The organism is Burkholderia sp. IO2 (genome assembly GCF_029522185.1).
Taxonomy (GTDB): Bacteria; Pseudomonadota; Gammaproteobacteria; order Burkholderiales; family Burkholderiaceae; genus Burkholderia; species Burkholderia cenocepacia.
On sequence record NZ_JAKWFH010000066.1, the window covers coordinates 1 to 23,317 of the forward strand.

Below are 23,317 nucleotides of genomic sequence, written 5' to 3' on the forward strand. Positions count from 1 at the left end.
GGCGCGGGGCCGGCGCCGCGCAGGCCGGTCATCGTGACGACGGCCGCGACGGCCGCGACGGTCACGGCCGCCGCCGCGAGCAGCGCCGCGGGCGGGAGTTTCGCGCGCAGCACGCGCCGCGCGGCGGCGGCGAAGCCGGTTTCGGCGGGCCGCATCGTCCGGATCGGTTGCATCGCGTGTCTCATTGCGTGAGGTCGATCTCGTAGGTCGCGAGGTTCTTGCCCGAGCCGTCGTCGGCCGCGACCTGCGTGATGCCGGTCAGGCCGGCCGCCGCCGCGTCGCCGAGGCGGTTCGGCGCGGACGCGAACTGCACGTGCGCGACCGAGCTCGCGAGTTTCGTGAAGCGCCAGCTGCGTTGCGCGCCGTCGGCCGCACGCGTGATCGCGCCGCGCTTCTTGATGAACGCGATCAGCACGTCGCGGTTCGCATCGGGCGACGCGAAGATCGTCTTGCTGCCGTCGAGGCCCGGGAAATTGCCGCCGCCGCTCGCGCGGTAGTTGTTGGTCGCGACGATGAACTGCGCGTTCGGGTCGATCGGCGCGCCCTTGTACGTCAGGTTCCTGATCCGGCTGCCGACCGGCTGCGTGACGTCGATTTCATACGCGAGGTCGGCCGACGTGAACATGTCGAAGTTGTAGCCGGGGAAGGTGCTGACGAGCGGCTGCACGGTCGCCTTGGTCGGGTCGATCCGGTTGAAGCGCTTGGCGGCCGTCTCCAGCCAGTTCTTCACGTCGGCGCCGCTCACCTTCACCGCGTACACGGTGTTCGGATACAGGTACAGGTCGGCCGCGTTGTTGATCGCGAGCGCGCCCGGCGCGACGTCGGTGTAGTCGGTACCGCCGCCGAAGCCGCTCTTGAACGGCGCGCTGACCGACAGCACCGGCAGCGACGCGTATTGCGGCAGGTTCGCCTGCACGTAGGTCTTCACGTAGTCGGCCTGCGCCTCGTTGACGATCTGGATCGCGCCCGGATCGCCGACGTCCGCGAAGTACGAGTTCATCCGGTAGTCGGTCGAGCCGATCGGCGTCTTCACGTAGTCGATCGTCGCCTGGTGCTCGGCCGCGATCGCGGCGGACACCGACGGGTCGGCCGCGACGTAGCTCTTGTCGGCGTTCTGGATCGGCCGTGCCTCGACGGTCGTCTGCGACTTGTCGACGATCCACGTCTTGCCGTCGAACTTCAGGCCGAGCTTGATCACGCCGAGATGCTTGCCCCAGTAGTTGGCCATCACGGTCGGCACGCCGTTGACGGTGCCCTTGACCTTGTCGACGCCCGGCAGGTTGAACTGCGACACGGTGCTGTTCGCGTCCGGGAACACCTGGTGCGAGTGGCCGATCAGCATCGCGTCGATGCCGGACACCTTCGACAGCCACCAGCTGCCGTTTTCCATCGTCGGCGAATACGCGGAATTGTCGAGGCCGCCGTGCGAGATCGCGACGACGAGATCGGCGCCCTTCGCGCGCATTTCCGGGATGTACTTCTCGGCCGCTTCCTTCAGCCCGGTCGTGTAGACCTTGCCGTCGAGCCAGCGCTTGTCCCAGTTCATGATCGCGGGCGGCGTGAAGCCGATGATGCCGATCTTCACGGGCGCGCTGACCGTCTTGCCGTCCGGCGTCGTGGCCGTCACCGTGCGCGTCAGGATCGTGTACGGCGTGAACAGCGGCGCGTTGGTCTTCGCGCTGATCACGTTCGCGAGCACCTGCGGGAAGTTCGGGCCCGCGCACTTCTTCTGCTGGGCGGGCGCGGGCAGCCCGTCGACCTCGAAGGTGTTGCCGGTCACCTGCGACAGGTACGGCAGCCCGTAGTTGAACTCGTGGTTGCCGATCCCGCCGCCGTCGAATTTCGCGGCGTTCATCACCTTGTAGATCGCGAGCGTCTGGTCGCAGCCGACCGGCTTCACGAGCGCCTGGTAGTCCGACAGCGCGGTGCCCTGGATCGTGTCGCCGTTGTCGAGCAGCAGCGTGTTCGGGTACTGCTTGCGCGCCTGCGCGATCAGCGTCAACACGCGCTCGAAGCCGAGCGAATTGTCGGCGGCGAGCTTGAAATAGTCGTACGACAGCACGTTGGTGTGCAGGTCGGTCGTCTCGAGCAGCGCGAGCGTGGCCGTCGTGCCGACGGGCGCCTGGGCCTCGGGCTGCGACGGCGGCGTGGCGGTGACGTCGTCGCCGCCGCAGCCGGCGAGGACGAAGGCGAGGCTGGCGAGCGCGGCGGCGGCCGGTACGTGGCGGCGGGAAAGCGGGGGGAGACGCATCGGTTGTCCTGTTCGGTGTTCTGTTTTATGAAACGCGAGATACGCACGAATGGCGGCGCGGCGCGCCGACGGCCTGATGTGCGGCGCGTGAGAGTATCGAAAGGAAACGTGACGGAACAATGAAAGGTCGCGATGCCGGCGGCGGGCAGGCTCGTGGCGGCTTCGGGCCGATCGGCCGGCGCCCCGGCCCGGCGCTCTCGACCACGCGCGCCGAGCGCGGCGGCCCCAGCTGCGCGCCCCCGCTCGCGCCCCGAGCTCGCCGCCCACACGGAAATCCTCACGTCGCGGCGCCGGGCGGTTCGCTACAATGGCCGCTGTCATCCTTTTGCAAACAACCTGCCCTTGGACTTCGAGACTCCTCCCGGCCTGTCGGTCGACGTCGGCGGCCAGGGCCAGACGGTGCGCCTGACCGGTCAGTGGACCGCGCTCGCGCTCGCGCGCAATCGCGGCGCCGTGGCGCGCCGCGTCGCGAGCATCGCCACCGGGCGCGTGAGCGAATGGGATCTGTCCGGCATCGAGCGGCTCGACCACGTCGGCGGCCAGGCGCTGTGGCGCGTATGGGGCCGCAAGCTGCCGGCCGGCGTCGCGCTGAGCGCCACGCAGCGCACGATCTTCGAGCGCATCGAGCGGCTCGACAGTGAACGCGAGGCGCCCGAGCGCGTGGTGCGCGTCGATCCCGTCACGCGGCTCGGCCAGGCGATCTTCTCGTTCGGCGAACACCTGCAGGGCGGCATCGCGATGTTCGGCCTCGTGATCCTCGATGCGCTGTCGGTGCTGCGCCGCCCGCAGACGATGCCGTGGAGGGAAACCTCGGCGAACATCTACAGCGCCGGCGCGCAGGCGCTGCCGATCACCGCGCTCGTCGCGTTCCTGATCGGCATCGTGCTGAGCTACCTGTCCGCGCAGCAGTTGCAGACGTTCGGTGCGAACCGCTACATCGTGAACATCCTCGGGCTGTCGGTGATTCGCGAGCTCGGCCCCGTGCTGTCGGCGATCCTCGTCGCGGGCCGCTCGGGCTCGGCGATCACCGCGCAGATCGGCGTGATGCGCGTGACCGAGGAACTCGACGCGATGCGCGTGATGGGCATCCCGCACGGGCTGCGGCTGGTCCTGCCGCGCGTGCTCGCGCTCGGCGTCGCGATGCCGCTGCTCGTGATGTGGACCAACATCATCGCGCTGACGGGCGGCGCGATCGCCGCGAAGTTCGTGCTCGGCATCGACGTCAATTACTTCGTGCGCTCGCTGCCGGGCGTCGTGCCGATCGCGAACCTGTACATCGGCCTCGGCAAGGGCGTCGTGTTCGGCATGCTGATCGCGCTGGTCGCGTGCCATTTCGGCTTCCGGATCAAGGCGAACTCGCAGAGCCTCGGCGAAGGCACGACCACGTCGGTGGTGTCGTCGATCACGGTCGTGATCCTCGCCGACGCGGTGTTCGCGATCCTGTTCCAGAACGTGGGGCTCGGATGAACGCATCGAACGAAACGACCGCGCATGCCGCGGCCATCGGCGCCGGGTCGGTCGGCGCCCGGCCCGACGTGGCCGACGATGCCGGCGACCTCGTGATCGAGGTGCGCAACCTGACCAAGCGCTACGGGCGCAACATCATTCACCAGAAGCTCGACTTCGACGTGCGGCGCGGCGAGATCGTGTCGATCGTCGGCGGCTCGGGCTCCGGCAAGACGACGCTCGTGCGCCAGATCCTCGGCCTGGAGCGGCCGACGTCGGGCACGATCAAGGTGTTCGGCGAGGATACGGCGACGATCGACGACGCCAGCGCGCGGATGATGCGCACGCGCTCGGGGATGCTGTTCCAGCAGGGCGCGCTGTTCTCGTCGATGACGGTGTTCGACAACGTCGCGCAGCCGCTGCGCGAGCTCGGCCGCGTGCCGCCGGACCTGCTGCACGACATCGTGATGCTGAAGCTCGAGATGGTCGGGCTGCCGTGCAAGCACGCGTCGAAGATGCCGGCCGCGCTGTCGGGCGGGATGGTCAAGCGGGTCGGCATCGCGCGCGCGATCGCGCTGGAGCCCGAACTGCTGTTCCTCGACGAGCCGACGGCCGGCCTCGATCCGCAGGCGTCCGACGAATTCGTCGAGCTGATCGCGACGCTGCACCGCACGCTCGGGCTGACCGTCGTGATGGTGACGCACGACCTCGACACGATGGTCGCGCTGTCGACGCGCGTCGCGGTGCTGGCCGACCGCAAGGTGCTGGTCGCCGCGCCCGTCGAGGAGGCCGCGAACGTCGACCATCCGTTCATCCACGAATATTTCCTGGGGCTGCGCGGGCGCCGCGCATTGCAGGCGCTGCCGCCCGAGCGGCGCGCGAAGCTGCCGAAGGCGGCCCTCGAACCGGCGCTGTCGAGCGTCGAGCTGTAGAAGCAAGGAACCCGCGAATGGAAAACAAATCACATGCGTTCTGGGCCGGCCTGTTCACGATCGCGCTGACGCTCGCGATCGCGGGCACCGTGTTCTGGTTCAACGTCGACCGCACCGTGCGCGTGCCGTACGACCTGCTCGCGCGCACCAACGTGACGGGGCTGTTCCCGGACGCGGCCGTGCGCTTTCGCGGCCTCGACGTCGGCAAGGTGCAGTCGATCGGCTTCGATCGCACGCATCCGGGTCAGATCCGGATCCGCATTCTCGTCGATCACGACGCGCCGATCACGCAGTCGACCTACGGCAGCCTCGGCTTCCAGGGCGTGACGGGCATCGCATTCGTGCAGTTGGAGGATACGGGGCGCGATCTGTCGCCGCTGCCGTCGTCGCCGAAGGCGATCGCGCAGATCCCGATGCGGCCGAGCCTGTTCGACCAGATCCAGGAGCGCGGCGACGTGCTGCTGCGGCAGCTCGAACTGGCCGCGAAGAGCGCGAACGCGCTGATGTCGCCCGAGATGCGCGAGCAGTTGCGCGCGACCGCCGAAAGCCTGCAGCACGCGGCCGACGGCGCCGCGACGCTGACGAAGCAGCTCGGCCCGGCGGTCACCGCGCTGCCGGAGACGATGCACGAGGTGAACCGCGCGATGGCGTCGGCGAACACGCTGATGCAGCCGAACGGGCCCCTCGTGTCGAACCTGAACAAGGCCGGCACGGCCGCCGAGCAGGTCGGCGTCGCGCTGAACGGCCTCAATGCGCGCGTGCAGTACGACACGCTGCCGCGCTTCAATGCGCTGGCCGACAGCGTCGGCGACGCGTCGCGGCAATTGAAGGACGTCGCCGGTGAACTCGGCCGCAACCCGCGCAGTCTGTTGTTCGGTTCGCCCGGCGCGGCGCCGGGGCCCGGCGAAGCAGGCTTCGTGTGGCCGGGTGCCACGGCCGAGAAGTGAAGCGCAAACCCATCGAGGGTCCAGCCGGAAACGGCCGGGTCATGACGCCCATCGAAACCGGAAACATCATGCAGGAATACGCCATGCCACGAATCCTTGACCGCGCGCTGCGCCCGGCCGCGGCCGCGCTGGCCGTGCTGACGCTCGCACTGGCGGCCGGCTGCGCCGGCAACGACGCGGTGCTGTCGAACATCCGCTACGACCTCGGGCCTGCGTCGTCGGTGACGACCACCGGTTCGGGCCCCGCGCTGAAGGTGCTCGACGTCGCCGCGCCCGACGCGCTCGACTCGGACAAGTTCGCGTACCGGCTCGCGTACGCGGATGCGCAGCACGTGGCCGTCTATCGCGACAGCCGCTGGACCGCGCCGCCCGCGCAACTGCTCACGCAGCGGCTGCGCGGCGCGCTGTCGTCGCGTGGTACGGTGCTCGAAGGCGCCGACGGCGTGCGTGCGCCGACCCTCAAGGTCGACCTCAGCGAATTCGAACAGGTCTTCGACGGCCAGTCGCAAAGCCACGGCGCGGTGACCGCGCGCGCGACGCTGATGCTCGACGGCAAGGTGCTCGGCCAGCGCACGTTCGTCGCGCGCGCGCCGTCGAGCACGCCCGACGCCGCCGGCGGTGCGCGCGCGCTCGCGGCGGCCAGCGACGAACTCGTGTCGCAGATCGCCGCGTGGGTCGGCGTGCAGGCGTACGCGGGCACGCCGTGACGCAGGCCGTGCAGCCGCGATGAACGTGCCGGGCCCGCATCGCGCGTCACCGCTCGCACGGCAGGCATTTGCCGCCTATGCGGCGCTGATCGTCTATGCGTCGCTGTATCCGTTCGAAGGCTGGGCGGCGCTCGGCATCGGCCCGTTCGATTACCTGTTCGCGCCGATGCAGCGCTACGTGACGACGTTCGACGTGGTCACGAACGTGCTCGGTTATCTGCCGTTCGGCGCGCTCGGCGTGCTCGCGCTGCATCCGCGCTGGCGCGGCGTGGCCGCGACGCTGATCGCGGGCGTGCTCGGCGTGCTGCTGTCGGGCGCGATGGAAGCGCTGCAGACCTATTTGCCGACGCGTGTCGCGTCGAACCTCGATCTCGGCGCCAACGCGTTCGGCGCGCTGCTGGGCGCGGCGCTCGCGGCGCCGGCCACCGGCGCGCTGCTCGACCGCGGCGTGTTGCGCCGGCTGCGCTTCGCGTGGCTGGAAGCCGATGGGTCGACGCCGCTGCTGCTCGCCGCGCTGTGGCCGTTCGCGATCGTGTTTCCGTCGCCGTTCCTGTTCGGCATCGGCGACTGGCCCGCCGCGCTATGGGAGCGCGCCGACGCGTCGATGCAGGATGCAGTGCTCGCGTGGCTGCCGGCCGCCTGGCGCGTCAGCGAATGGCCCGAGCGGGTCGACGGCTGGCTGTCCGATTCGGCGTGGGAAGCCATGCTCGGCGGGCTGATGCTGTTCGCCGCGCTGGCGATCGCGTCGCTCGCGATGCGCCCGCACGCGCCGCGCATCCGGCTACTGGTCGCGCTGGTGGTCGCCACGCTCGTGCTGAAGGCCGCGGCGACCTTCATGCAGTCGGCCACCGGCCTCGTCGTCGTGTGGGCGACGCCCGGCGCGCGGCTCGGCATCGAGCTCGGCTTCGCGGCGGCGCTCGTCGCCTTGCGCGTGCCGGCGACGTGGCGCGCGCTGCTCGCGGCGCTCGCGCTGCTGGCCGGCGTCGCGCTCGTGAACCTGCTGCCGGTCAATCCGTTCTTCGACTTCACGCTGTCGGGCTGGCGGCAGGGGCGCTACGTGCACTTCAACAGCCTCGCGCGCTGGCTCGCGTGGATCTGGCCCTACGCGGCGCTGATCTGGCTCGGCCAGCGCGTCGAGCACGCGTGGCTGCCGGCCGCGCTGCGCCGCTGACGCCGCAGTCCGGGCCGTGCGGCGGCGGCCGTGCCGCGGGCAGCCGCGTGCGCCGGTCGCTATAATCGTCCGCATCCTCCGTTGCCGCCTCGCGCAACGGCAATCCATCGCCCCTCTTTCCGCACGGCCTCGTGCCGGGCCGCTCGTCACCATCATGGATTCCTACTACCAGCACCACGTCTTCTTCTGCCTGAACCAGCGCGACCCGGGCGCCGAACGTCCGAGCTGCGCGCAATGCGATGCACAGACCATGCAGGAATACGCGAAAAAGCGCGTGAAGGAACTTGGCCTCGCGGGGCCGGGCAAGGTCCGCATCAACAAGGCCGGCTGCCTCGATCGCTGCGAGGAAGGGCCGGTGATGGTCGTGTATCCGGAGGGCACGTGGTACACGTACGTCGATCAGGCCGACATCGACGAGATCGTCGAATCGCATCTGCGCGACGGCAAGGTCGTCGATCGCCTGAAGATCTGAGCGGGCCGGCCGAATGAACGTTCATACGCAGAAATCGCTGATCGCGGGCCCGATCGGCCAGATCGAAATCGCGGTCGACCTGCCCGACGCCGTGCGCGAAGGCGGCGCCGCGCCACGCGGCATCGCGCTCGTCGCGCATCCGCATCCGCTGTTCGGCGGCACGATGGACAACAAGGTTGCGCAGACGCTCGCGCGCACGCTCGTGCAGCTGAACTACGTCGTCTACCGGTCGAATTTCCGTGGCGTCGGCGCGACCGAAGGCGTGCACGACAACGGCACGGGCGAGGCCGACGATCTCCTCGCGGTGCTCGCGCACATGCGCGCGCAGCCCGCGTATGCGGACCTGCCGCTCGTGCTCGCGGGCTTCTCGTTCGGCACCTTCGTGCTGTCGCACGTCGCGAAGCGGTTGCGCGATGCGGGCGAGACGATCGAGCGGATGGTGTTCGTCGGCACGGCCGCGAGCCGCTGGCAAGTGGCCGACGTGCCCGAGAACACGCTCGTGATCCACGGCGAAACCGACGATACGGTGCCGATCGCATCGGTGTACGACTGGGCGCGGCCGCAGGAGCTGCCCGTCGTCGTGATCCCCGGCGCCGAGCATTTCCTCCATCGCAAGCTGCATGTGCTGAAGCGCATCATCGTCGACGCGTGGCGCTAGCCGCCATGCGGGCGTCGGCGTAGGCGCCGGCGGCCCGTACCGCGCATCGGCCCTGGCCGGACGATGCGCGACCCTTCCCGAAACTTCACGCGACAGCGCGCCGCACAGCGCGGTGCGCCGCCTACGGCATCGCGGTGCAACCCGACTTGCACACCGCCTGCGCATGCCTTTCGCGCGGCTTCGAGCGCACGTGCCCGCCGCGTCTCCACGCTATGCTCTCGCAGCCGGTATGCGGGCGTCCGCTGCCAGGTTCGCGAAAACGCCGTTCGCGGCCACGTATAATGGCCGCATTCCGCGTCGCCCGCGGCCCGGCTGGGCCCATGCCGCGCTCGTTTCGCCGCCTGTCCGCCCGCTCGCGACGGCCGCGAACCGAACGCGTCCGCACGAGTCCAACCGGCGCGTTTCGCGTCGCCCGACGGTGTCGGGCGAGTGCCCGACACGCCCGCCGCCTTGCCGTTCAACCCTGCGCGTTTCGCACCGCACTTTCTGCCATCAGCCTGAATCGATCATGCGTCTGTCTTCCCAAGGCCTCAAGTCCCTCGCTTCCTCCATCGCCTTCGGCACCGCCGCGCGCAACGTCGCGCTCGGCGTGATGCTGCCCGTCGCGCTCGCGTCGACGATCGTCGTCGCCGAGGCGAAGCCGGCCGCCAAGGCCAAGGCCGCGCATGCGGCGCCGGCCGCCGAGCAGTTCACCGGCGCGCCCGCGACCTACATGCCGGGCGCGGTGCCGCCGCCGGGCGTGAACGCGCGCTCGTGGGTGCTCGTCGACGCGACGAGCAACACGGTGCTCGCATCGGGCAATGCGGATGAACGCGTCGAGCCGGCGTCGCTGACGAAGCTGATGACCGCGTACCTCGTGTTCGAGGCGCTCGACAAGAAGAAGATCTCGATGGAGCAGATCGTCACGCCGAGCGACGCGGTGCGCCGCGTCGGCCGCGACGAGTCGCGCATGTTCATCGAGGCGAACAAGCCGGTGTCCGTGCACGACCTCGTGTACGGGATGATCATCCAGTCGGGCAACGATGCCGCGATCGCGCTGGCCGAACTCGTCGGCGGCAGCGAAGGGCAGTTCGTCACGCTGATGAACGACGAGGCGGCGCGTCTCGGCATGAAGGGCACGCACTTCGCCGACGTGAACGGCATGCCCGACCCGAACCACTACACGACGGCCGGCGACCTCGCGAAGCTGTCCGCGCACCTGATCCGCGATTTTCCGCAGTACTACGGCATCTTCTCGGAGAAGGAATTCAAGTACAACAACATCCGCCAGGGCAACCGCAACCGGCTGCTGTGGCTCGACCCGACGGTCGACGGCCTGAAGACGGGCCATACGCAGGCGGCCGGCTTCTGCCTGATCGCATCGGCGAAGCGCGCGATCCCGGGTGTCGACGGCCAGCGCCGTCTCGTGTCGGTGATGATGGGCGAACAGAAGGAAAACGACCGCACGCAGGACAGCATGAAGATGCTGAACTACGGCTACAGCGCGTTCGATTCGGTGCGCCTGTTCAAGGGCGGCCAGGCGATCTCGACGCCGCGCATCTACAAGGGCAAGGACAACACCGTGCAGGTCGGCGTGAAGGGCGACCAGTGGGCGACCGTGCCGCGCGGCCTCGGCGACAAGGTCAAGACCGAAGTCGACGTGAACGCGCCGCTGATCGCGCCGCTCGCCGAAGGCCAGCAGGTCGGCACCGTGAAGATCGTCGCCGACGGCAAGACGCTGTCCGAATTCCCGGTCGTCGCGCTGCAGGCCGTGCCGGAAGCGGGTATCTTCGGACGTATCTGGGACTCGATCCTGCTGATGTTCAGCAAGAAGAAGTAAGCACGACGGGCCTTTGTTTTCACGACTTCATCCCCATCTGTCATAGCCATGAGCCAAGCCGAATTCGAACCGATCGTCTACCTCAGCGTCTCGGCGCAGGAGGAACTGGTGCCGCTGTCCGAAGCCCGTGTGCCGGTGCTCGACCGCGGATTCATCTTCGGCGACGGCGTGTATGAAGTCGTCCCCGTTTATGCGCACGACGGCGCGCACGTGCCGTTCCGGATCGAACAGCATCTGGACCGGCTCGCGCGCAGCCTGAAGAAGATCGGCATCGACAACCCGCACGATGCGGCGGGCTGGCGCGCGTTGATCGAGCGGGTGGTCGCGGCGAATGCCGAAGGCCTCGGCGACGGCAACGCGCTCGTCTACCTGCAGGTGACGCGCGGCGTCGCGAAGCGCGGCCACGCGTTCCCGGCGAACGCGGTGCCGACGGTGTTCGCGATGACGAGCCCGCTGCGCCTGCCGTCGGAAGAGGAGCGCGCGAAGGGCGTGCGCTGCGTGACGGCCGAGGACCGTCGCTGGCTGCATTGCGACATCAAGTCGATCTCGCTGCTCGGCAACGTGTTGATGGCGCAGCATGCGGCCGAGCGCGATGCGTTCGAGACGATCCAGCTGCGCGACGAAAACGTGACGGAAGGCTCGTCGTCGAACGTGTGGATCGTGAAGAACGGCGAACTGTTCGCGCCGCCGCGCAGCAACAAGATCCTCGAAGGGATCCGCTACGCGCTGGTCGAGCAGCTGGCCGACGAATGCGGGATCCGGTTCGTCGCGCGCGAGATCAGCGAGGTCGAACTGCGCTCGGCCGACGAGATCATGCTGACGTCGGCCACGAAGGAAATCCTGCCTGTGACGTCGCTCGACGATCTGCCCGTGCAGGGCGGCAAGCCGGGCCCCGTGTTCGCGGCGCTGTATGACGCGTACCAGCGTGCGAAGGCACGCGAGTTTGAACAGTTTGACCTAACCCGGAGAAAATGATGAGCGAACCGACCAAAACCGTCGAGGTCACCGGCGCGATCGAGACCCGGAAGGAGTCGCTGCTGGAGTTTCCGTGCGATTTCCCGATCAAGATCATGGGCAAGGCGCATCCCGAGTTCAAGGACACGATCTTCAAGGTCGTGGCCGTTCACGACAACGAGATCGACGTCGAGAAGATCGAGGAGCGCGCGTCGAGCGGCGGTAATTACACGGGCCTGACGATCACCGTGCGCGCGACGAGCCAGGAACAGCTCGACAACATCTACCGCGCGCTGACCGGCCATCCGATGGTCAAGGTCGTGCTCTAAGGGGCCGTTCCGGTGGCCCGGGATCAGCGCAAACGGCCGCTGATCCCTTTCCATCCTCCCTCCAGCGCGCACTCGGCGGGGCATTTTCCCGCCGCGCGCCGCGCGTCCAGCTCGTCGCACAGCCGCTTGTATTCGGCGACCTCCTCGAACAACCAGGTCCGGAACGCCTGCACGCGCGGCGTGTTGAGCAGCGGCGGCGGACACACGAAAAAATAGTGCCACGGGCTCGGCCCGTCGATGTCGAACAGGCGCACGATGCGCCCGTCGAGCAGGTCGTGGACCGCGAGCGAGCGGCGCACCAGCGCGATGCCCTGGCCCTCGATCGCGGCCAGCAGCAGGTTCGACGAATCCTGGTACAGGATCCCCCGTTTCGGCTCGGTCAGCGTATCGAGCCCGGCCGCGTCGAACCACGGCCGCCACAGCTCGTCGTCCGAGCGCAGCAGTGGGTAGTGCACGAGATCGGCGGGCGTCTGCGGCAGCTTGCCGCCATTCAGCGTCGGCGCGCAGGCCGGAAAGAACACCTCCTCGAACAGCGGCTCCACGTGCAGCCCCGGATAGCTGCCGAAGCCGAAGCGGATCGCCAGATCGACGTCGTCGCGCGCGAAATCGGTGAGCGAGTTGGTCGACTGCAGTTCGACGTCGATTTCCGGATGCCGCTCGATGAACGTGCCGATGCGCGGCGTGATGAAGCGCGCGGCGAACGACGACAGCATCGACACCACCAGCCGCCGGTCGCGGTCGCTCGCGCGCACGTCGCGCGTCGCGTCGGCGATCACCATCAGCGCGGTGCGGATCTGCTGCGCGTACCGCATGCCGGCGTCGGTCAGGCACAGCCGCTTGCCGTTGCGCGTGAACAGCTGCACGCCGAGCTCTTCCTCGAGCGCGCGCACCTGGTGGCTGACCGCGCCGTGCGTGACGAACAGCTCGTCGGCGGCGCGCGAGAAGTTCTCGTGGCGCGCGGCGGCTTCGAACGCGCGAATCGCGTTCAGCGCGGGGAGCTGGCGGAGGTCCATTTGCTAATTTTCCTCACATCGACGTGAAAATTGGTCGTTTGGTCGGACGCCTTCGAGTGACTACGATTGTAGCCATCGGAGCACTTATTGGCGGAGTCGATCATGCAAGAAATCTCTTCAAGCATCACCTTCGAAATTCCCCCGGGCGAGACCGTGCCGATGAGGGTGCAACGCAGCACGCGGCTGGTCGTCCAGTGCGGGCCGGTCTGGGCGACGCGCAGCAACGACGTCGACGACTACTTCCTGGCCGACGGCGAGACGCTGAAGCTGCGCCGCGGCGAGCGGCTGTGGCTCAGCGCGGAAGGCCGCGAGGGCGCGTGCGTCGCGTTCTCGGTGTCGCGGCCGCCGCGGGAAGTCGCGCTCGGCGGGCTGACCCGGCTGCGCCAACGCGTGAGCGCGCTGTTCCATGACGGCTGGCGCACCGTCTGACCATCATTTCATCCGACGGATACCGGCGATCCGTCCCCCTCCCCAGGCCGGCGAGACCCACGGGTTTTCGGTAAACTACCGCCCATGTCCGTTTCGCCGGTTTCCATCGTGTCCACGCCTGTCGCCGTTTCCGCATCGCCCGCCGGAGTCCCGGATCAGCCGGTCCAGCCGGTCACCGTGCGCTGGCGGGGCAGCGAGGCGTACGAGGCGAGCTTCGACGCGATGCGCACGTTCACCGATACGCGCACGGCCGACACCGGCGACGAGATCTGGGTGGTCGAGCATCCGCCCGTCTACACGCTCGGCCAGGCCGGCGACCCGGCGCACCTGCTGGTGGCCGACAGCGGCGTGCCGCTCGTGAAGGTCGACCGCGGCGGACAAATCACTTACCACGGCCCCGGCCAGATCGTCGTCTACCTGTTGCTGGACCTGCGCCGGCGCAAGCTGATGGTGCGCACGCTCGTGACGAAGATCGAGGAGGCCGTGATCGAAACCCTCGCGGCGTATAATCTCGCTTCGGTCCGCAAGGCGGGCGCGCCGGGGATCTACGTGGCATCCGGCGTGCACGAGGGCGCGAAAATCGCGGCCCTCGGCCTGAAGATCCGTAACGGCTGCAGCTATCACGGGCTGAGCCTGAACGTGAAGATGGATCTGCGCCCGTTTCTTGCGATCAACCCGTGCGGCTATGCCGGACTGGAAACCGTCGACATGGCGAGCCTCGAGGTTGCCGCCGACTGGAACGACGTCGCCCGCACGCTGGTGCGCCGTCTGATCGCCAACCTCGACGGCGCATCCGCGGCCGCCGACAAGCCGCACGCACTGGAACAATCGAATGACTGACGTTACCGCTTCTCCCGCACCGGCCGACACGGCCGCGACCCCTGCCTACGATCCGACCGCCAAGCAGAAGGCGCAGGCGAAGACGGCGCGCATCCCGATCAAGGTCATTCCGATCGAAAAGCTGAAGAAGCCCGAGTGGATTCGCGTGAAGGCGGCCACCGGCAGCTCGCGTTTCAACGAGATCAAGACGATCCTGCGCGAGCACAACCTGCACACCGTGTGCGAGGAGGCGAGCTGCCCGAACATCGGCGAATGCTTCGGCAAGGGCACCGCGACGTTCATGATCATGGGCGACAAGTGCACGCGCCGCTGCCCGTTCTGCGACGTCGGCCACGGTCGTCCCGATCCGCTCGACGCCGACGAACCGAAGAACCTCGCGCGCACGATCGCGGCGCTCAAGCTCAAGTACGTGGTGATCACGAGCGTCGACCGCGACGACCTGCGCGACGGCGGTGCGGCTCACTTCGTCGAGTGCATCCGCGAAGTGCGCGAGCAGTCGCCGGACACGCGCATCGAAATCCTGACGCCGGACTTCCGCGGCCGTCTCGACCGCGCGATCTCGATCCTGAACGCCGCGCCGCCGGACGTGATGAACCACAACCTCGAAACGGTGCCTCGCCTGTACAAGGAAGCGCGTCCGGGTTCCGACTACGCGCATTCGCTGAAGCTCTTGAAGGACTTCAAGGCGCTGCATCCGGACGTCGCGACGAAGTCGGGCCTGATGGTCGGCCTCGGCGAGACGGAAGAGGAAATCCTGCAGGTGATGCGCGACCTGCGCGCGCACGACGTCGACATGCTGACGATCGGCCAGTACCTGCAGCCGTCCGAGCACCACCTGCCGGTGCGCGCGTACGTGCATCCGGATACCTTCAAGATGTACGAGGAAGAAGCGTACAAGATGGGCTTTACGCACGCGGCCGTCGGTGCGATGGTGCGTTCGAGCTATCACGCCGATCTGCAGGCGCATGGGGCCGGGGTGGTCTGAGCATCGCACACGCCTCCATCTGCAGCAGTCCCGAGCAGTCGAAAAAAGCCCGCAGCAATGCGGGCTTTTTCGTTGGCGCGGCGGTTGCCCGCGCCCGCGCACGGCAATCGGCACCCGATCGGACGTGCAATCCGGTCGAGCGTGGAAAGCAAAGCTGAAACGGCATCGATAGCTTCGCAGGATAAGTTCGCTCCCGCCGCGCGCAAAGCCCGTAAAGTCGGCTCTCCCGCAGCAATGCCCGCATTCCGAAGGAGAGCCGCATGTCCCGTTTCAGCTTCATCCGCCGCGCCGTCGTCGCGCTGACCGCCTTTGCCGCGCTCGGCGCGGCGCACGCCGAATCGCGCGAAGTCGTGATCGCGTACCAGGACATGGTCGTGCCGTGGCGCTACGCGCAGGCGAGCGGTGAAGTCGAAAAGGCGACCGGCTACAAGGTCACGTTCCGCAAGCTCGACAGCGGCGCCGACGTGATCCGCGCGCTCGCGTCGGGCTCCGTGCAGCTCGGCGAAGCCGGCTCGAGCCCGATCGCGGCCGGCCTGTCGCAGGGGCTCGACATTTCGCTGTTCTGGGTGCTCGACAACATCAACGATGCCGAGGCGCTCGTCGCGCGCAACGGCTCGGGCGTGACCAGCATCGCCGCGTTGAAGGGCAAGAAGATCGGCGTGCCGTTCGTGTCGACGTCGCACTTCCATACGCTCGTCGCGCTGCAGGCCGCGGGCGTCAATCCGAACGACGTGAAGATCGTCAACCTGCGTCCGCCCGAAGTCGCGGCGGCGTGGGCGCGCGGCGACATCGACGCGACCTATATCTGGGATCCGGTGCTCGCGAAGGTCAAGCAGTCGGGCACCGTGCTGACGACGTCCGGCCAGGTTGCGAAGGAAAGTGGCAAGGCGACCTTCGACGGCTTCGTCGTGAGCCGCAAGTTCGCGCGCGAGAACCCCGAGTTCGTCACGCGTTTCGTGAAGGTGCTCGCGGCGGCAGACGCCGACTACCGCGCGCATGCGGCGGCGTGGAAGGTCGGCTCGCCGCAGGTCGCGGCGGTGGCGAAGGTGTCCGGCGCGAACGCGCAGGACGTGCCGGCCAGCCTCGCGCTCTACGCATTCCCGACGGCGGCCGAGCAAGCATCGCCGACGTGGCTCGGCGGCGGCGCGCAATCGGGCGCCGCGAAGTCGCTCGCGGCCACGGCCACGTTCCTCAAATCGCAAGGCACGATCCAGACGGTGCTGTCCGACTATTCGGCCGGCGTCGATCCGCAGTTCGTGCAGAAGGCCGCGCGCTGAGCGCGGCCATTCAGCCCACTCATCGCGGAGCCCCGATCATGAGCACGCTGGAAGTCCGTCAGGTATCGGTCACCTATCCGGGCGAGCGCGGCAGGCCGACGACGCAGGCGCTCGCGCAGGTCGACCTGCGCATCGATGCCGGTGAATTCGTCGTCGCGCTCGGCGCGTCCGGGTGCGGCAAGACCACGCTGCTGAACTGCATGGCCGGCTTCGTCGCACCGACGACGGGCGACGTGCGGGTCGACGGCGTGCCGGTCACGGGCCCCGGCGCCGATCGCGGCGTCGTGTTCCAGAAATACGCGCTGCTGCCGTGGCTCGACGTGCTCGACAACGTCGCGCTCGGACTGCGCTTCGCGCGCGTGTCGAAGGCCGAACGCGATGCACGGGCGCGCGAGATGCTCACACTCGTCGGCCTCGAGCGTCATGCGCATGCGCGCGTGTACGAGCTGTCGGGCGGGATGCAGCAGCGGGTCGGCATCGCGCGGGCGCTCGCGAGCGACCCGCGCGTGCTGCTGATGGACGAGCCGATGGGCGCGCTCGATGCGATGACGCGCGGCACGATGCAGGCGCTCGTGCTCGACGTGTGGGCGCGCACCGGCAAGACGGTGTTCTTCATCACGCACGACGTCGAGGAGGCGTTGTTCCTCGCGACGCGTCTGATCGTGATGACGCCGGGCCCCGGTCGCATTGCCGAAACCTTCGAGCTGCCGTTCGCGCGGCGCTACGTCGAATCGCGCGATGCGCGCGCGGTGAAGTCGTCGCCGGACTTCATCGCGTGGCGCGAGCGGCTGATCGCGTACCTGCATCGCGACGAGGCGGCGGCGGAGCCCGCGTGATGAGTGAACTCGCACGGCACGGGGTGGCCGTGGGGCGCGGCCGGAACAGCACTTTGCACAGGCAGGACAGCATGAGCACACAGGATTCTTGGACGGCCGATCGTGCGGCCGCCGATTTCGAACGGGACGATCGCACGCCGCGTCGGGCGGCGCCGCGCCGTGCGCCGTCGTCGCGCCGTTACCGGTTGCCGGGGCAGGGGAAGACGGCCGGGTTGAGCGCCGCGACGGTCGCGGCGCTGGCCGTGCTGTGGTGGGTCGCGACGCATCTGCAGTGGCTGCCGCCGCTGTTCCTGCCCGCGCCGGAAGCAGTGTGGACCGCATTCGTCGATGCGTGGCACGGCCGCATCCAGGGCGGCCTGCCGTTGTCGGACCATCTGTTGTGGAGCGCGGCCCGCGTGTTCGGCGCGTTCGCGCTCGCGACCGCGATCGGCGTGCCGGCCGGCATCCTGATGGGCGTGAGCCGCATCGCACGCGGCGTGCTCGATCCGCTGCTGGAGTTCTACCGGCCGCTGCCGCCGCTCGCGTATCTGCCGCTCGTCGTGATCTGGTTCGGCATCGACGAGACGGCCAAGCTGGTCGTGATCTTTCTCGCGTGCTTCGCGCCGATCGCGATGGCCGCGCGCGCCGGCGTGCGTGCCGCAACCGTCGAGCAGATCAACGCCGCGTATTCGCTCGGCGGCAGCTTCGCGCAGATCGTGCGCCATGTCGTGCTGCCGGCCGCGCTGCCGGAGATCCTCACCGGGCTGCGGATCGCGATCGGGTTCGGCTGGACGACGCTCGTCGCGGCCGAGATGGTCGCCGCGACGGCCGGGCTCGGGCAGATGGTGCTCAACGCATCGAGCTTCCTGCGCACCGACATCGTCGTGATGGGCATCCTGCTCATCGGCGCGATCGCGTGGCTGTTCGATCTCGCGATGCGGTGGGTCGAGCGGCGGGTGGTGCCGTGGAAGGGGCGGGGGTGACGTCACGCTGACGGCACGGGCAACGGACGCGTACGCGCCGCCCGCGCCTTTCGCGCTCAATCGCCCATCGCGATCCCTTCGCGTCGCGGATCCGCGCCGCCGAACCACACCGTCTGCCCCTGCACGTTCAGCCGCTGGATCCCCTGCAGCCCCGAGTTCATCTCGACGATCTGCACGTCGTGCCCGCGTCCCTTCAACCCGTCCACGAGCGCGTCCGACACGCGGCCGCGTTCGAGCTGCGTTGGCCCGTTCATCGACCCGAAGTTCGGCAGCGCGATCGCCTGCTGCATCGTCATGCCCCAGTCGAGCACGCCGACCAGCGTTTTCGCGACGTGATTGATGATCGCGGGGCCGCCGGCCGAGCCGACGATCATCGTCACCTGCTTCGTCTTCTTGTCGAACACGAGCTCCGGCGACATCGCCGAGCGCGGCCGCTTGCCCGGCTGCACGCGGTTCGCGACCGGCCGGCCGTTGTCGTTCGACACGAACGAGAAATCGGTGAGCTGGTTGTTCAGCATGAAGCCGCGCACCATCAGCCGCGAGCCGAACGCGTCCTCGATGCTGGTCGTCATCGACAGCGCCTGGCCGTAGCGGTCGACGATCGCGATGTCGGAGGTCGACGGCCATTCGGGGCTGCGGTCATCGGCCATCGCGAGCGTCGCACCCTGCGGCGTGCCGGCCTGCGCGACGCCCATGCTGGTGTCGCCGATCAGCCGCGCGCGCTGTGCGAGATAGGTCTTGTCGGTGAGGCTCGCCCAGGTGCCGCCCGGCAGCGGCACGAAATCGGGATCGGCCACGTAGCGTGCACGGTCCGCATACGCGAGGCGCCCGGCTTCGCTGAACAGGTGCGCGGCGAACGGCGTCGGCTCGTAGCCGACGTCGTTGCGCACCGGCTTCTGCGCGCCGATCTGCTGCCAGTCGGGCATCGCTTCGAGCATGCCGAGCATCTGCGCGATCGCGAGGCCGCCCGACGACGGCGGCGGCATCCCGCACACGATCGAGCGCCGGTAGTCGGCGCACAGCGGCGCGCGGACCTTCGCCTTGTAGCGCGCGAGATCCTGCAGCGACAGCAGCCCCGGGTTGGTCGGGTGCTTGCGCACCTTCGTGACGATGTCGCGCGCGATCGCGCCGCTGTAGAACGCGTTCGCGCCGCGGTCGGCGACCTGGCGCAGCACGGTCGCGAGCGCCGGGTTCTTCAGCACCGTGCCGGCGGCCTTCGGGGTGCCGTCCGCGTTGTAGAAGTACGCGCGGGCCGCCGGGTCGTTCTTCAGGTACTTGTCGTTCGCGATCAGCATCGCGAGCCGCGGGCTGATCGTGAAGCCGCGCTCGGCGAGCCGGATGGCGGGCTGGAACAGCCGGCGCCACGGCAGCTTGCCGTGCGCGCGGTGCGCGGCGTCGAGCATGCGCAGCACGCCCGGCGTGCCGACCGAGCGCCCGCCGACGACACCTTCGTAGAAGCTCATCGGCTGGCCGGTCGGCCCGTAGAACAGCCGGTCGGTCGCGGCGGCCGGCGCGGTTTCGCGGCCGTCGTACGCCTGCGTTGCACGGCCGTCGAAGTACAGCATGAACGCGCCGCCGCCGATGCCCGACGATTGCGGCTCGACGAGCGCCAGCACCATCTGCGTCGCGATGGCCGCGTCGATCGCGGTGCCGCCGGCCTTCAGCATGTCGTAGCCGGCTTGCGTCGCGAGCGGGTTCGCGGCCGCGATCATGAAATGCTGCGAGGTCCAACCCGACTTGTCCGTCCAGCCGGACGACAGTTCGGGCGCGTGAACGCCCGGCAGCGGGACGGCCGCGCCCGATGCGGCGGTGACCGGGACGACGGCGCCCGATGGCGCGGACGGGGACGTGCAGCCGGCGTTGAACGCGACGAGCGCGACGGCGGCGAGCAGCGTCCAGGGACGCGAATACGGACGAATCCGGTCGAACATTGAACCCTCGGCAGCAGTGAATTCGAAGGAGACGGCGGCGTGGACGTCGGCGCGGGCGCAACGGCGCTGCCCGCCCCGGCGCGCTATTGTCGCCGCGCGCCCGGCGGCTTGTCATCCGACAGGAAACCCTGACGCATCCCGCCGGGCCCGCCCCGGCCGGTCTTTCCGGCCTGTTCGAGGATGAACTCTATGAACGTCGAGGTCGCGCGCGTGTGGTGGCGATTCGGCATGTACAGCATGTACATGTGGGTGCCGAAGATGCTGAGCCGGTACGCGTCGAGCGACGTGACGACGGCGCCGTGCCGCAGGTCGTCCTGCATCACGTAGTCGGGCACGATGCCGACGCCGATCCCCGCGAGGATCGCCTGACGCAGGAACAGGAAGTTCTCCGAAATCAGCGTCGGTTCGAGCAGCACCTCGTGGCGTTCGTCGCCGAGATACGCGGCGATGCGGAGCTGCCGGCCCATCACCGTCGCGGTGACGACCGGCGCGGCGGCCAGCGCGCCGAGGCTCGCCGGCATCCCGTGCGCGGCCGCGAACGCGGGCGACGCGCACGCGACGTAGCGCACCGCGCCCATGTCGCGCGCGACCAGGTTCTGCGGCGGCTCGGACATCACGCGGATCGCGATGTCGACTTCGTCGCGCATCAGGTCTTCCACGCGATTCTCGAACACCACGTCGAGCACGATGCCCGGATGCCGCCGCTTGAACGCGAGCAGCCATTCGGACATCACGATCTGCCCGTAGCCGCTCGGCACCGACAGCCGCACGCGGCCCTGCAGGTCCTGCCCGAGCGTCGTCACCGATTCCTGCGCGGCGAGCAGTTCGTTGCGGATGCGCCGGCCGTGTTCGTACAGCTTCAGCCCGATCTCGGTCGGCTCCATGCGCCGCGTCGTGCGCCGCACCAGTTGCTGGCCGATCGAGCGCTCGAGCTGGTTGAGCCGGTAACTGACGTTCGCCCGGCTCATCTTGAGCCGCTGCGCGGCCTTGCTGAGATTGCCGGCGTCGAGGATCTCGACGAGCAGCGTCAGCGCGTTCAGGTCCATGCCCGTGTTCTCCTGATCCGGCCCGTTTAACGGTCGGAAAGCATCCAGTGTCAAGTCAGACTTGACAGCTTGTAAAGGCGTGCGGGAATTGTCAATGAATCTCGATCAATCGAGAATCGGGTCATGCCTGCTGCATCGACAGCTTCGACAGGAGACGCCATGAATTCCCCCGCCACGCCCCCAACCGGCACCGTCACGCGCGAGCGGCGCGACAAGGTGCTCGTCGTCACGATCGACCATCCGCCCGTCAACGCGCTGTCCGCCGACGTGCGGCGCGGCCTCGCCGACGCGATCGACGCCGCGCAGGCCGACGACGCGATCCGCGCGGTGCTGATCGTCGGCGCCGGCCGCAACTTCATCGCGGGCGCCGACATCCGCGAATTCGGCAAGCCGCCGGTGCCGCCGTCGCTGCCCGACGTGTGCGAGCGGATCGAGTCCGGCACGAAGCCGGTCGTGGTCGCGCTGCACGGCGCGACGCTCGGCGGCGGCCTCGAAGTCGCGCTGGCCGCGCATTACCGGCTCGCGGTGCCCGGCGCGAAACTCGGGCTGCCCGAAGTGACGCTCGGCCTGCTGCCCGGCGCGGGCGGCACGCAGCGCGCGCCGCGCCTGATCGGCGCGAAGGCCGCGCTCGACCTGATGCTGACGGGCCGTCATGCGAGCGCGGAGGAAGCGCTCGCGCTCGGCCTCGTCGATCGCGTCGCGCACAGCGACGACACGCTCGCCGAAGGGCTCGCCTATGCGCAGGAACTCGTGTCGCTCGGCGCACCGGTGCGCCGCACGCGCGATGCGCAGGGCCTGGCGGACCGCACGGCCGCGCAGGCGGCGATCGACGCGGCCCGCGCCGAATTGCCGAAGAAGTCGCGCGGCCTGTTCTCGCCGGCGAAGATCGTCGACGCGGTCGAGGCCGCGCTCACGCAGTCGTTCGACGCGGGAATGAAGTTCGAACGCAGCCTGTTCCTGCAATGTCTGGACAGCCCGCAGCGCGCGGGCCTCGTGCATGCGTTCTTCGCGGAACGCGAGGCGGCGAAGGCGCCCGAGGCGCGACGCGCGAGCGCACGGCCGGTCGGGCGGATCGGCGTGGTCGGCGGCGGCACGATGGGCGCGGGCATCGCGGTCGCGGCGCTCGACGCCGGGCTGCCGGTGACGATGATCGAGCGCGACGAAGCCTCGCTCGCGCGCGGCCGGGCGCACGTCGAGAAGGTGTACGACGGCCTCGTCGCGAAAGGGCGGATGACGCCCGCCGCGCACGCGGCGCGCCTCGTGCGCTTCAAGGGCAGCACGTCGTACGACGCGCTCGCGCAGGTCGACGTCGTGATCGAAGCCGTATTCGAGGACATGGCCGTGAAGCAGGCCGTGTTCGCCGAACTCGCCCGCGTGTGCAAGCCGGGCGCGGTGCTCGCGACCAACACGTCGTATCTCGACATCGACGCGCTCGCCGCGAGCATCGACCGGCCGGCCGACGTGATCGGCCTGCATTTCTTCTCGCCGGCCAACGTGATGAAGCTGCTCGAGATCGTCGTGCCGGCGCGCGTGAGCCCGGACGTCGTCGCGACCGCGTTCGCGCTGGCCCGGCAGTTGAAGAAGACGCCGGTGCGCGCGGGCGTATGCGACGGCTTCATCGGCAACCGGATCCTCGCCGTCTACCGGACGGCGGCCGACTACCTGATGGAAGACGGCGCGTCGCCGTACCAGATCGATCGCGCGGTGCGCGAATTCGGCTTCCCGATGGGGCCGTTCCAGGTCGTCGACCTCGCGGGCGGCGACATCGGCTGGGCGACCCGCAAGCGCCGCGCGGCGACGCGCGATCCGAATGCGCGCTACGTGGAGATTTCCGACCGGCTGTGCGAGCGCGGCTGGTTCGGGCAGAAGACCGGCCGCGGCTACTACCTGTATCTGGACGGCGCGCGCGTCGGCACGCCCGACCCGGAAGTCGACGCGATCGTCGCGGAAGAACGCGCGAAGAAGGGCATCACGCCGCGCACGTTCACCGACGACGAGATCCTGCGCCGCTACCTCGCCGCGATGATCAACGAAGGCGCGAACGTCGTGCACGAGAAGATCGCGCTGCGCCCGCTCGACGTCGACGCGGTGTTCCTGCACGGCTACGGCTTCCCGCGCTATCGCGGCGGCCCGATGCACTACGCGGACACGCTCGGCCTCGCGAACGTGCTCGCCGACATCCGCACGTTCGCGAAGGACGATCCGCTGTTCTGGAAGCCGTCGCCGCTGCTCGTCGATCTCGTCGCGCGCGGCGCGGATTTCGCGAGCCTGAACCACATCGACTGAACGCCAACCGCATTTGCCACGGACCG

At 69.0% G+C, this 23,317-nt stretch carries 21 protein-coding genes and 1 pseudogene; 17 read left to right on the forward strand and 5 right to left on the reverse strand.

The window, feature by feature from the left end; translation table 11 throughout:
• Together MMB92_RS35330 and MMB92_RS30270 are read right to left on the reverse strand one after the other, a co-directional pair.
• Positions 1 to 173: pseudogene (locus MMB92_RS35330) on the reverse strand (sel1 repeat family protein); the annotation flags it as partial.
• A gap of 8 nt (positions 174 to 181) precedes the next feature.
• Positions 182 to 2,251: a bifunctional 2',3'-cyclic-nucleotide 2'-phosphodiesterase/3'-nucleotidase gene (locus MMB92_RS30270; RefSeq protein WP_277563144.1), complete on the reverse strand. Its 2,070-nt coding sequence runs from the start codon at positions 2,249 to 2,251 to the stop codon at positions 182 to 184.
• Between the two features lie 342 nt (positions 2,252 to 2,593).
• Between MMB92_RS30270 and MMB92_RS30275 the strand changes: the two genes are divergently transcribed.
• The 10 genes from MMB92_RS30275 to MMB92_RS30320 all read left to right on the forward strand — a co-directional run bounded on the left by MMB92_RS30275 (position 2,594) and on the right by MMB92_RS30320 (position 11,686).
• Positions 2,594 to 3,718, forward strand: a complete 1,125-nt coding sequence (locus MMB92_RS30275; RefSeq protein ID WP_012492376.1) for an ABC transporter permease — start codon at positions 2,594 to 2,596, stop codon at positions 3,716 to 3,718.
• The gene (locus MMB92_RS30280) at positions 3,715 to 4,629 is read left to right on the forward strand and encodes an ABC transporter ATP-binding protein (RefSeq protein ID WP_058901840.1); all 915 of its coding nucleotides are present in this window, start codon (positions 3,715 to 3,717) and stop codon (positions 4,627 to 4,629) included. Before MMB92_RS30275 ends, MMB92_RS30280 begins: the two co-directional genes overlap by 4 nt.
• Before the next feature lie 17 nt (positions 4,630 to 4,646).
• Complete coding sequence (locus tag MMB92_RS30285; RefSeq protein ID WP_058901839.1) at positions 4,647 to 5,576, forward strand: MlaD family protein; 930 nt, start codon at positions 4,647 to 4,649, stop codon at positions 5,574 to 5,576.
• Between the two features lie 83 nt (positions 5,577 to 5,659).
• Positions 5,660 to 6,283, forward strand: coding sequence for an ABC-type transport auxiliary lipoprotein family protein (locus tag MMB92_RS30290; RefSeq protein WP_011546311.1), 624 nt, complete (start codon positions 5,660 to 5,662; stop codon positions 6,281 to 6,283).
• Between the two features lie 19 nt (positions 6,284 to 6,302).
• Complete coding sequence (locus tag MMB92_RS30295) at positions 6,303 to 7,454, forward strand: VanZ family protein (RefSeq protein WP_006499070.1); 1,152 nt, start codon at positions 6,303 to 6,305, stop codon at positions 7,452 to 7,454.
• A 154-nt stretch (positions 7,455 to 7,608) separates the two neighbouring features.
• Positions 7,609 to 7,926 (forward strand): ferredoxin, encoded by a 318-nt coding sequence (locus tag MMB92_RS30300; protein ID WP_006485233.1) that lies wholly within the window; start codon positions 7,609 to 7,611, stop codon positions 7,924 to 7,926.
• A 13-nt stretch (positions 7,927 to 7,939) separates the two neighbouring features.
• Positions 7,940 to 8,584 (forward strand): alpha/beta hydrolase, encoded by a 645-nt coding sequence (locus MMB92_RS30305; RefSeq protein ID WP_006485236.1) that lies wholly within the window; start codon positions 7,940 to 7,942, stop codon positions 8,582 to 8,584.
• A 508-nt stretch (positions 8,585 to 9,092) separates the two neighbouring features.
• Positions 9,093 to 10,403: a D-alanyl-D-alanine carboxypeptidase family protein gene (locus MMB92_RS30310; protein ID WP_006485243.1), complete on the forward strand. Its 1,311-nt coding sequence runs from the start codon at positions 9,093 to 9,095 to the stop codon at positions 10,401 to 10,403.
• Between the two features lie 48 nt (positions 10,404 to 10,451).
• A complete protein-coding gene (locus tag MMB92_RS30315) occupies positions 10,452 to 11,378 on the forward strand; it encodes a D-amino acid aminotransferase (RefSeq protein ID WP_006485237.1) in 927 nt (308 codons plus the stop codon).
• Positions 11,378 to 11,686 carry a YbeD family protein gene (locus MMB92_RS30320; RefSeq protein WP_011546305.1) on the forward strand — a complete coding sequence of 103 codons (309 nt, stop codon included), beginning with the start codon at positions 11,378 to 11,380 and terminating at the stop codon, positions 11,684 to 11,686. Before MMB92_RS30315 ends, MMB92_RS30320 begins: the two co-directional genes overlap by 1 nt.
• Before the next feature lie 23 nt (positions 11,687 to 11,709).
• On the opposite strand, the gene MMB92_RS30325 is transcribed toward MMB92_RS30320, so the two are convergent.
• A complete protein-coding gene (locus MMB92_RS30325; protein WP_006485238.1) occupies positions 11,710 to 12,699 on the reverse strand; it encodes a transcriptional regulator GcvA in 990 nt (329 codons plus the stop codon).
• Between the two features lie 102 nt (positions 12,700 to 12,801).
• Here MMB92_RS30325 and MMB92_RS30330 point away from each other — a divergent pair, with 102 nt between their 5' ends.
• The 6 genes from MMB92_RS30330 to MMB92_RS30355 all read left to right on the forward strand — a co-directional run bounded on the left by MMB92_RS30330 (position 12,802) and on the right by MMB92_RS30355 (position 18,028).
• Positions 12,802 to 13,128, forward strand: coding sequence for a DUF2917 domain-containing protein (locus MMB92_RS30330; protein ID WP_006485239.1), 327 nt, complete (start codon positions 12,802 to 12,804; stop codon positions 13,126 to 13,128).
• Positions 13,129 to 13,212: 84 nt separating this feature from the next.
• Positions 13,213 to 13,968, forward strand: a complete 756-nt coding sequence (lipB, locus tag MMB92_RS30335) for a lipoyl(octanoyl) transferase LipB (protein ID WP_062884299.1) — start codon at positions 13,213 to 13,215, stop codon at positions 13,966 to 13,968.
• Positions 13,961 to 14,953: a lipoyl synthase gene (gene lipA, locus MMB92_RS30340; protein WP_006499067.1), complete on the forward strand. Its 993-nt coding sequence runs from the start codon at positions 13,961 to 13,963 to the stop codon at positions 14,951 to 14,953. Before lipB ends, lipA begins: the two co-directional genes overlap by 8 nt.
• A 260-nt stretch (positions 14,954 to 15,213) precedes the next feature.
• Entirely contained in the window at positions 15,214 to 16,230 is a 1,017-nt protein-coding gene (tauA, locus tag MMB92_RS30345) for a taurine ABC transporter substrate-binding protein (RefSeq protein ID WP_006485234.1), read from the forward strand.
• A gap of 38 nt (positions 16,231 to 16,268) precedes the next feature.
• A complete protein-coding gene (locus tag MMB92_RS30350; protein ID WP_277563145.1) occupies positions 16,269 to 17,066 on the forward strand; it encodes an ATP-binding cassette domain-containing protein in 798 nt (265 codons plus the stop codon).
• Positions 17,066 to 18,028, forward strand: coding sequence for an ABC transporter permease subunit (locus MMB92_RS30355; RefSeq protein ID WP_034201324.1), 963 nt, complete (start codon positions 17,066 to 17,068; stop codon positions 18,026 to 18,028). Before MMB92_RS30350 ends, MMB92_RS30355 begins: the two co-directional genes overlap by 1 nt.
• Positions 18,029 to 18,084: 56 nt before the next feature.
• Here the strand turns inward: MMB92_RS30355 and ggt are convergent, their stop codons facing one another.
• Entirely contained in the window at positions 18,085 to 19,959 is a 1,875-nt protein-coding gene (gene ggt, locus MMB92_RS30360) for a gamma-glutamyltransferase (protein WP_034201325.1), read from the reverse strand.
• An 83-nt stretch (positions 19,960 to 20,042) separates the two neighbouring features.
• On the reverse strand, positions 20,043 to 21,005 hold the full coding sequence (locus MMB92_RS30365; protein ID WP_006485246.1) for a LysR family transcriptional regulator: 963 nt from the start codon (positions 21,003 to 21,005) through the stop codon (positions 20,043 to 20,045).
• 159 nt (positions 21,006 to 21,164) lie between these two features.
• Between MMB92_RS30365 and MMB92_RS30370 the strand changes: the two genes are divergently transcribed.
• Positions 21,165 to 23,291, forward strand: coding sequence for a 3-hydroxyacyl-CoA dehydrogenase NAD-binding domain-containing protein (locus MMB92_RS30370; protein WP_277563146.1), 2,127 nt, complete (start codon positions 21,165 to 21,167; stop codon positions 23,289 to 23,291).
• The last annotated feature ends 26 nt before the right edge of the window (positions 23,292 to 23,317 follow it).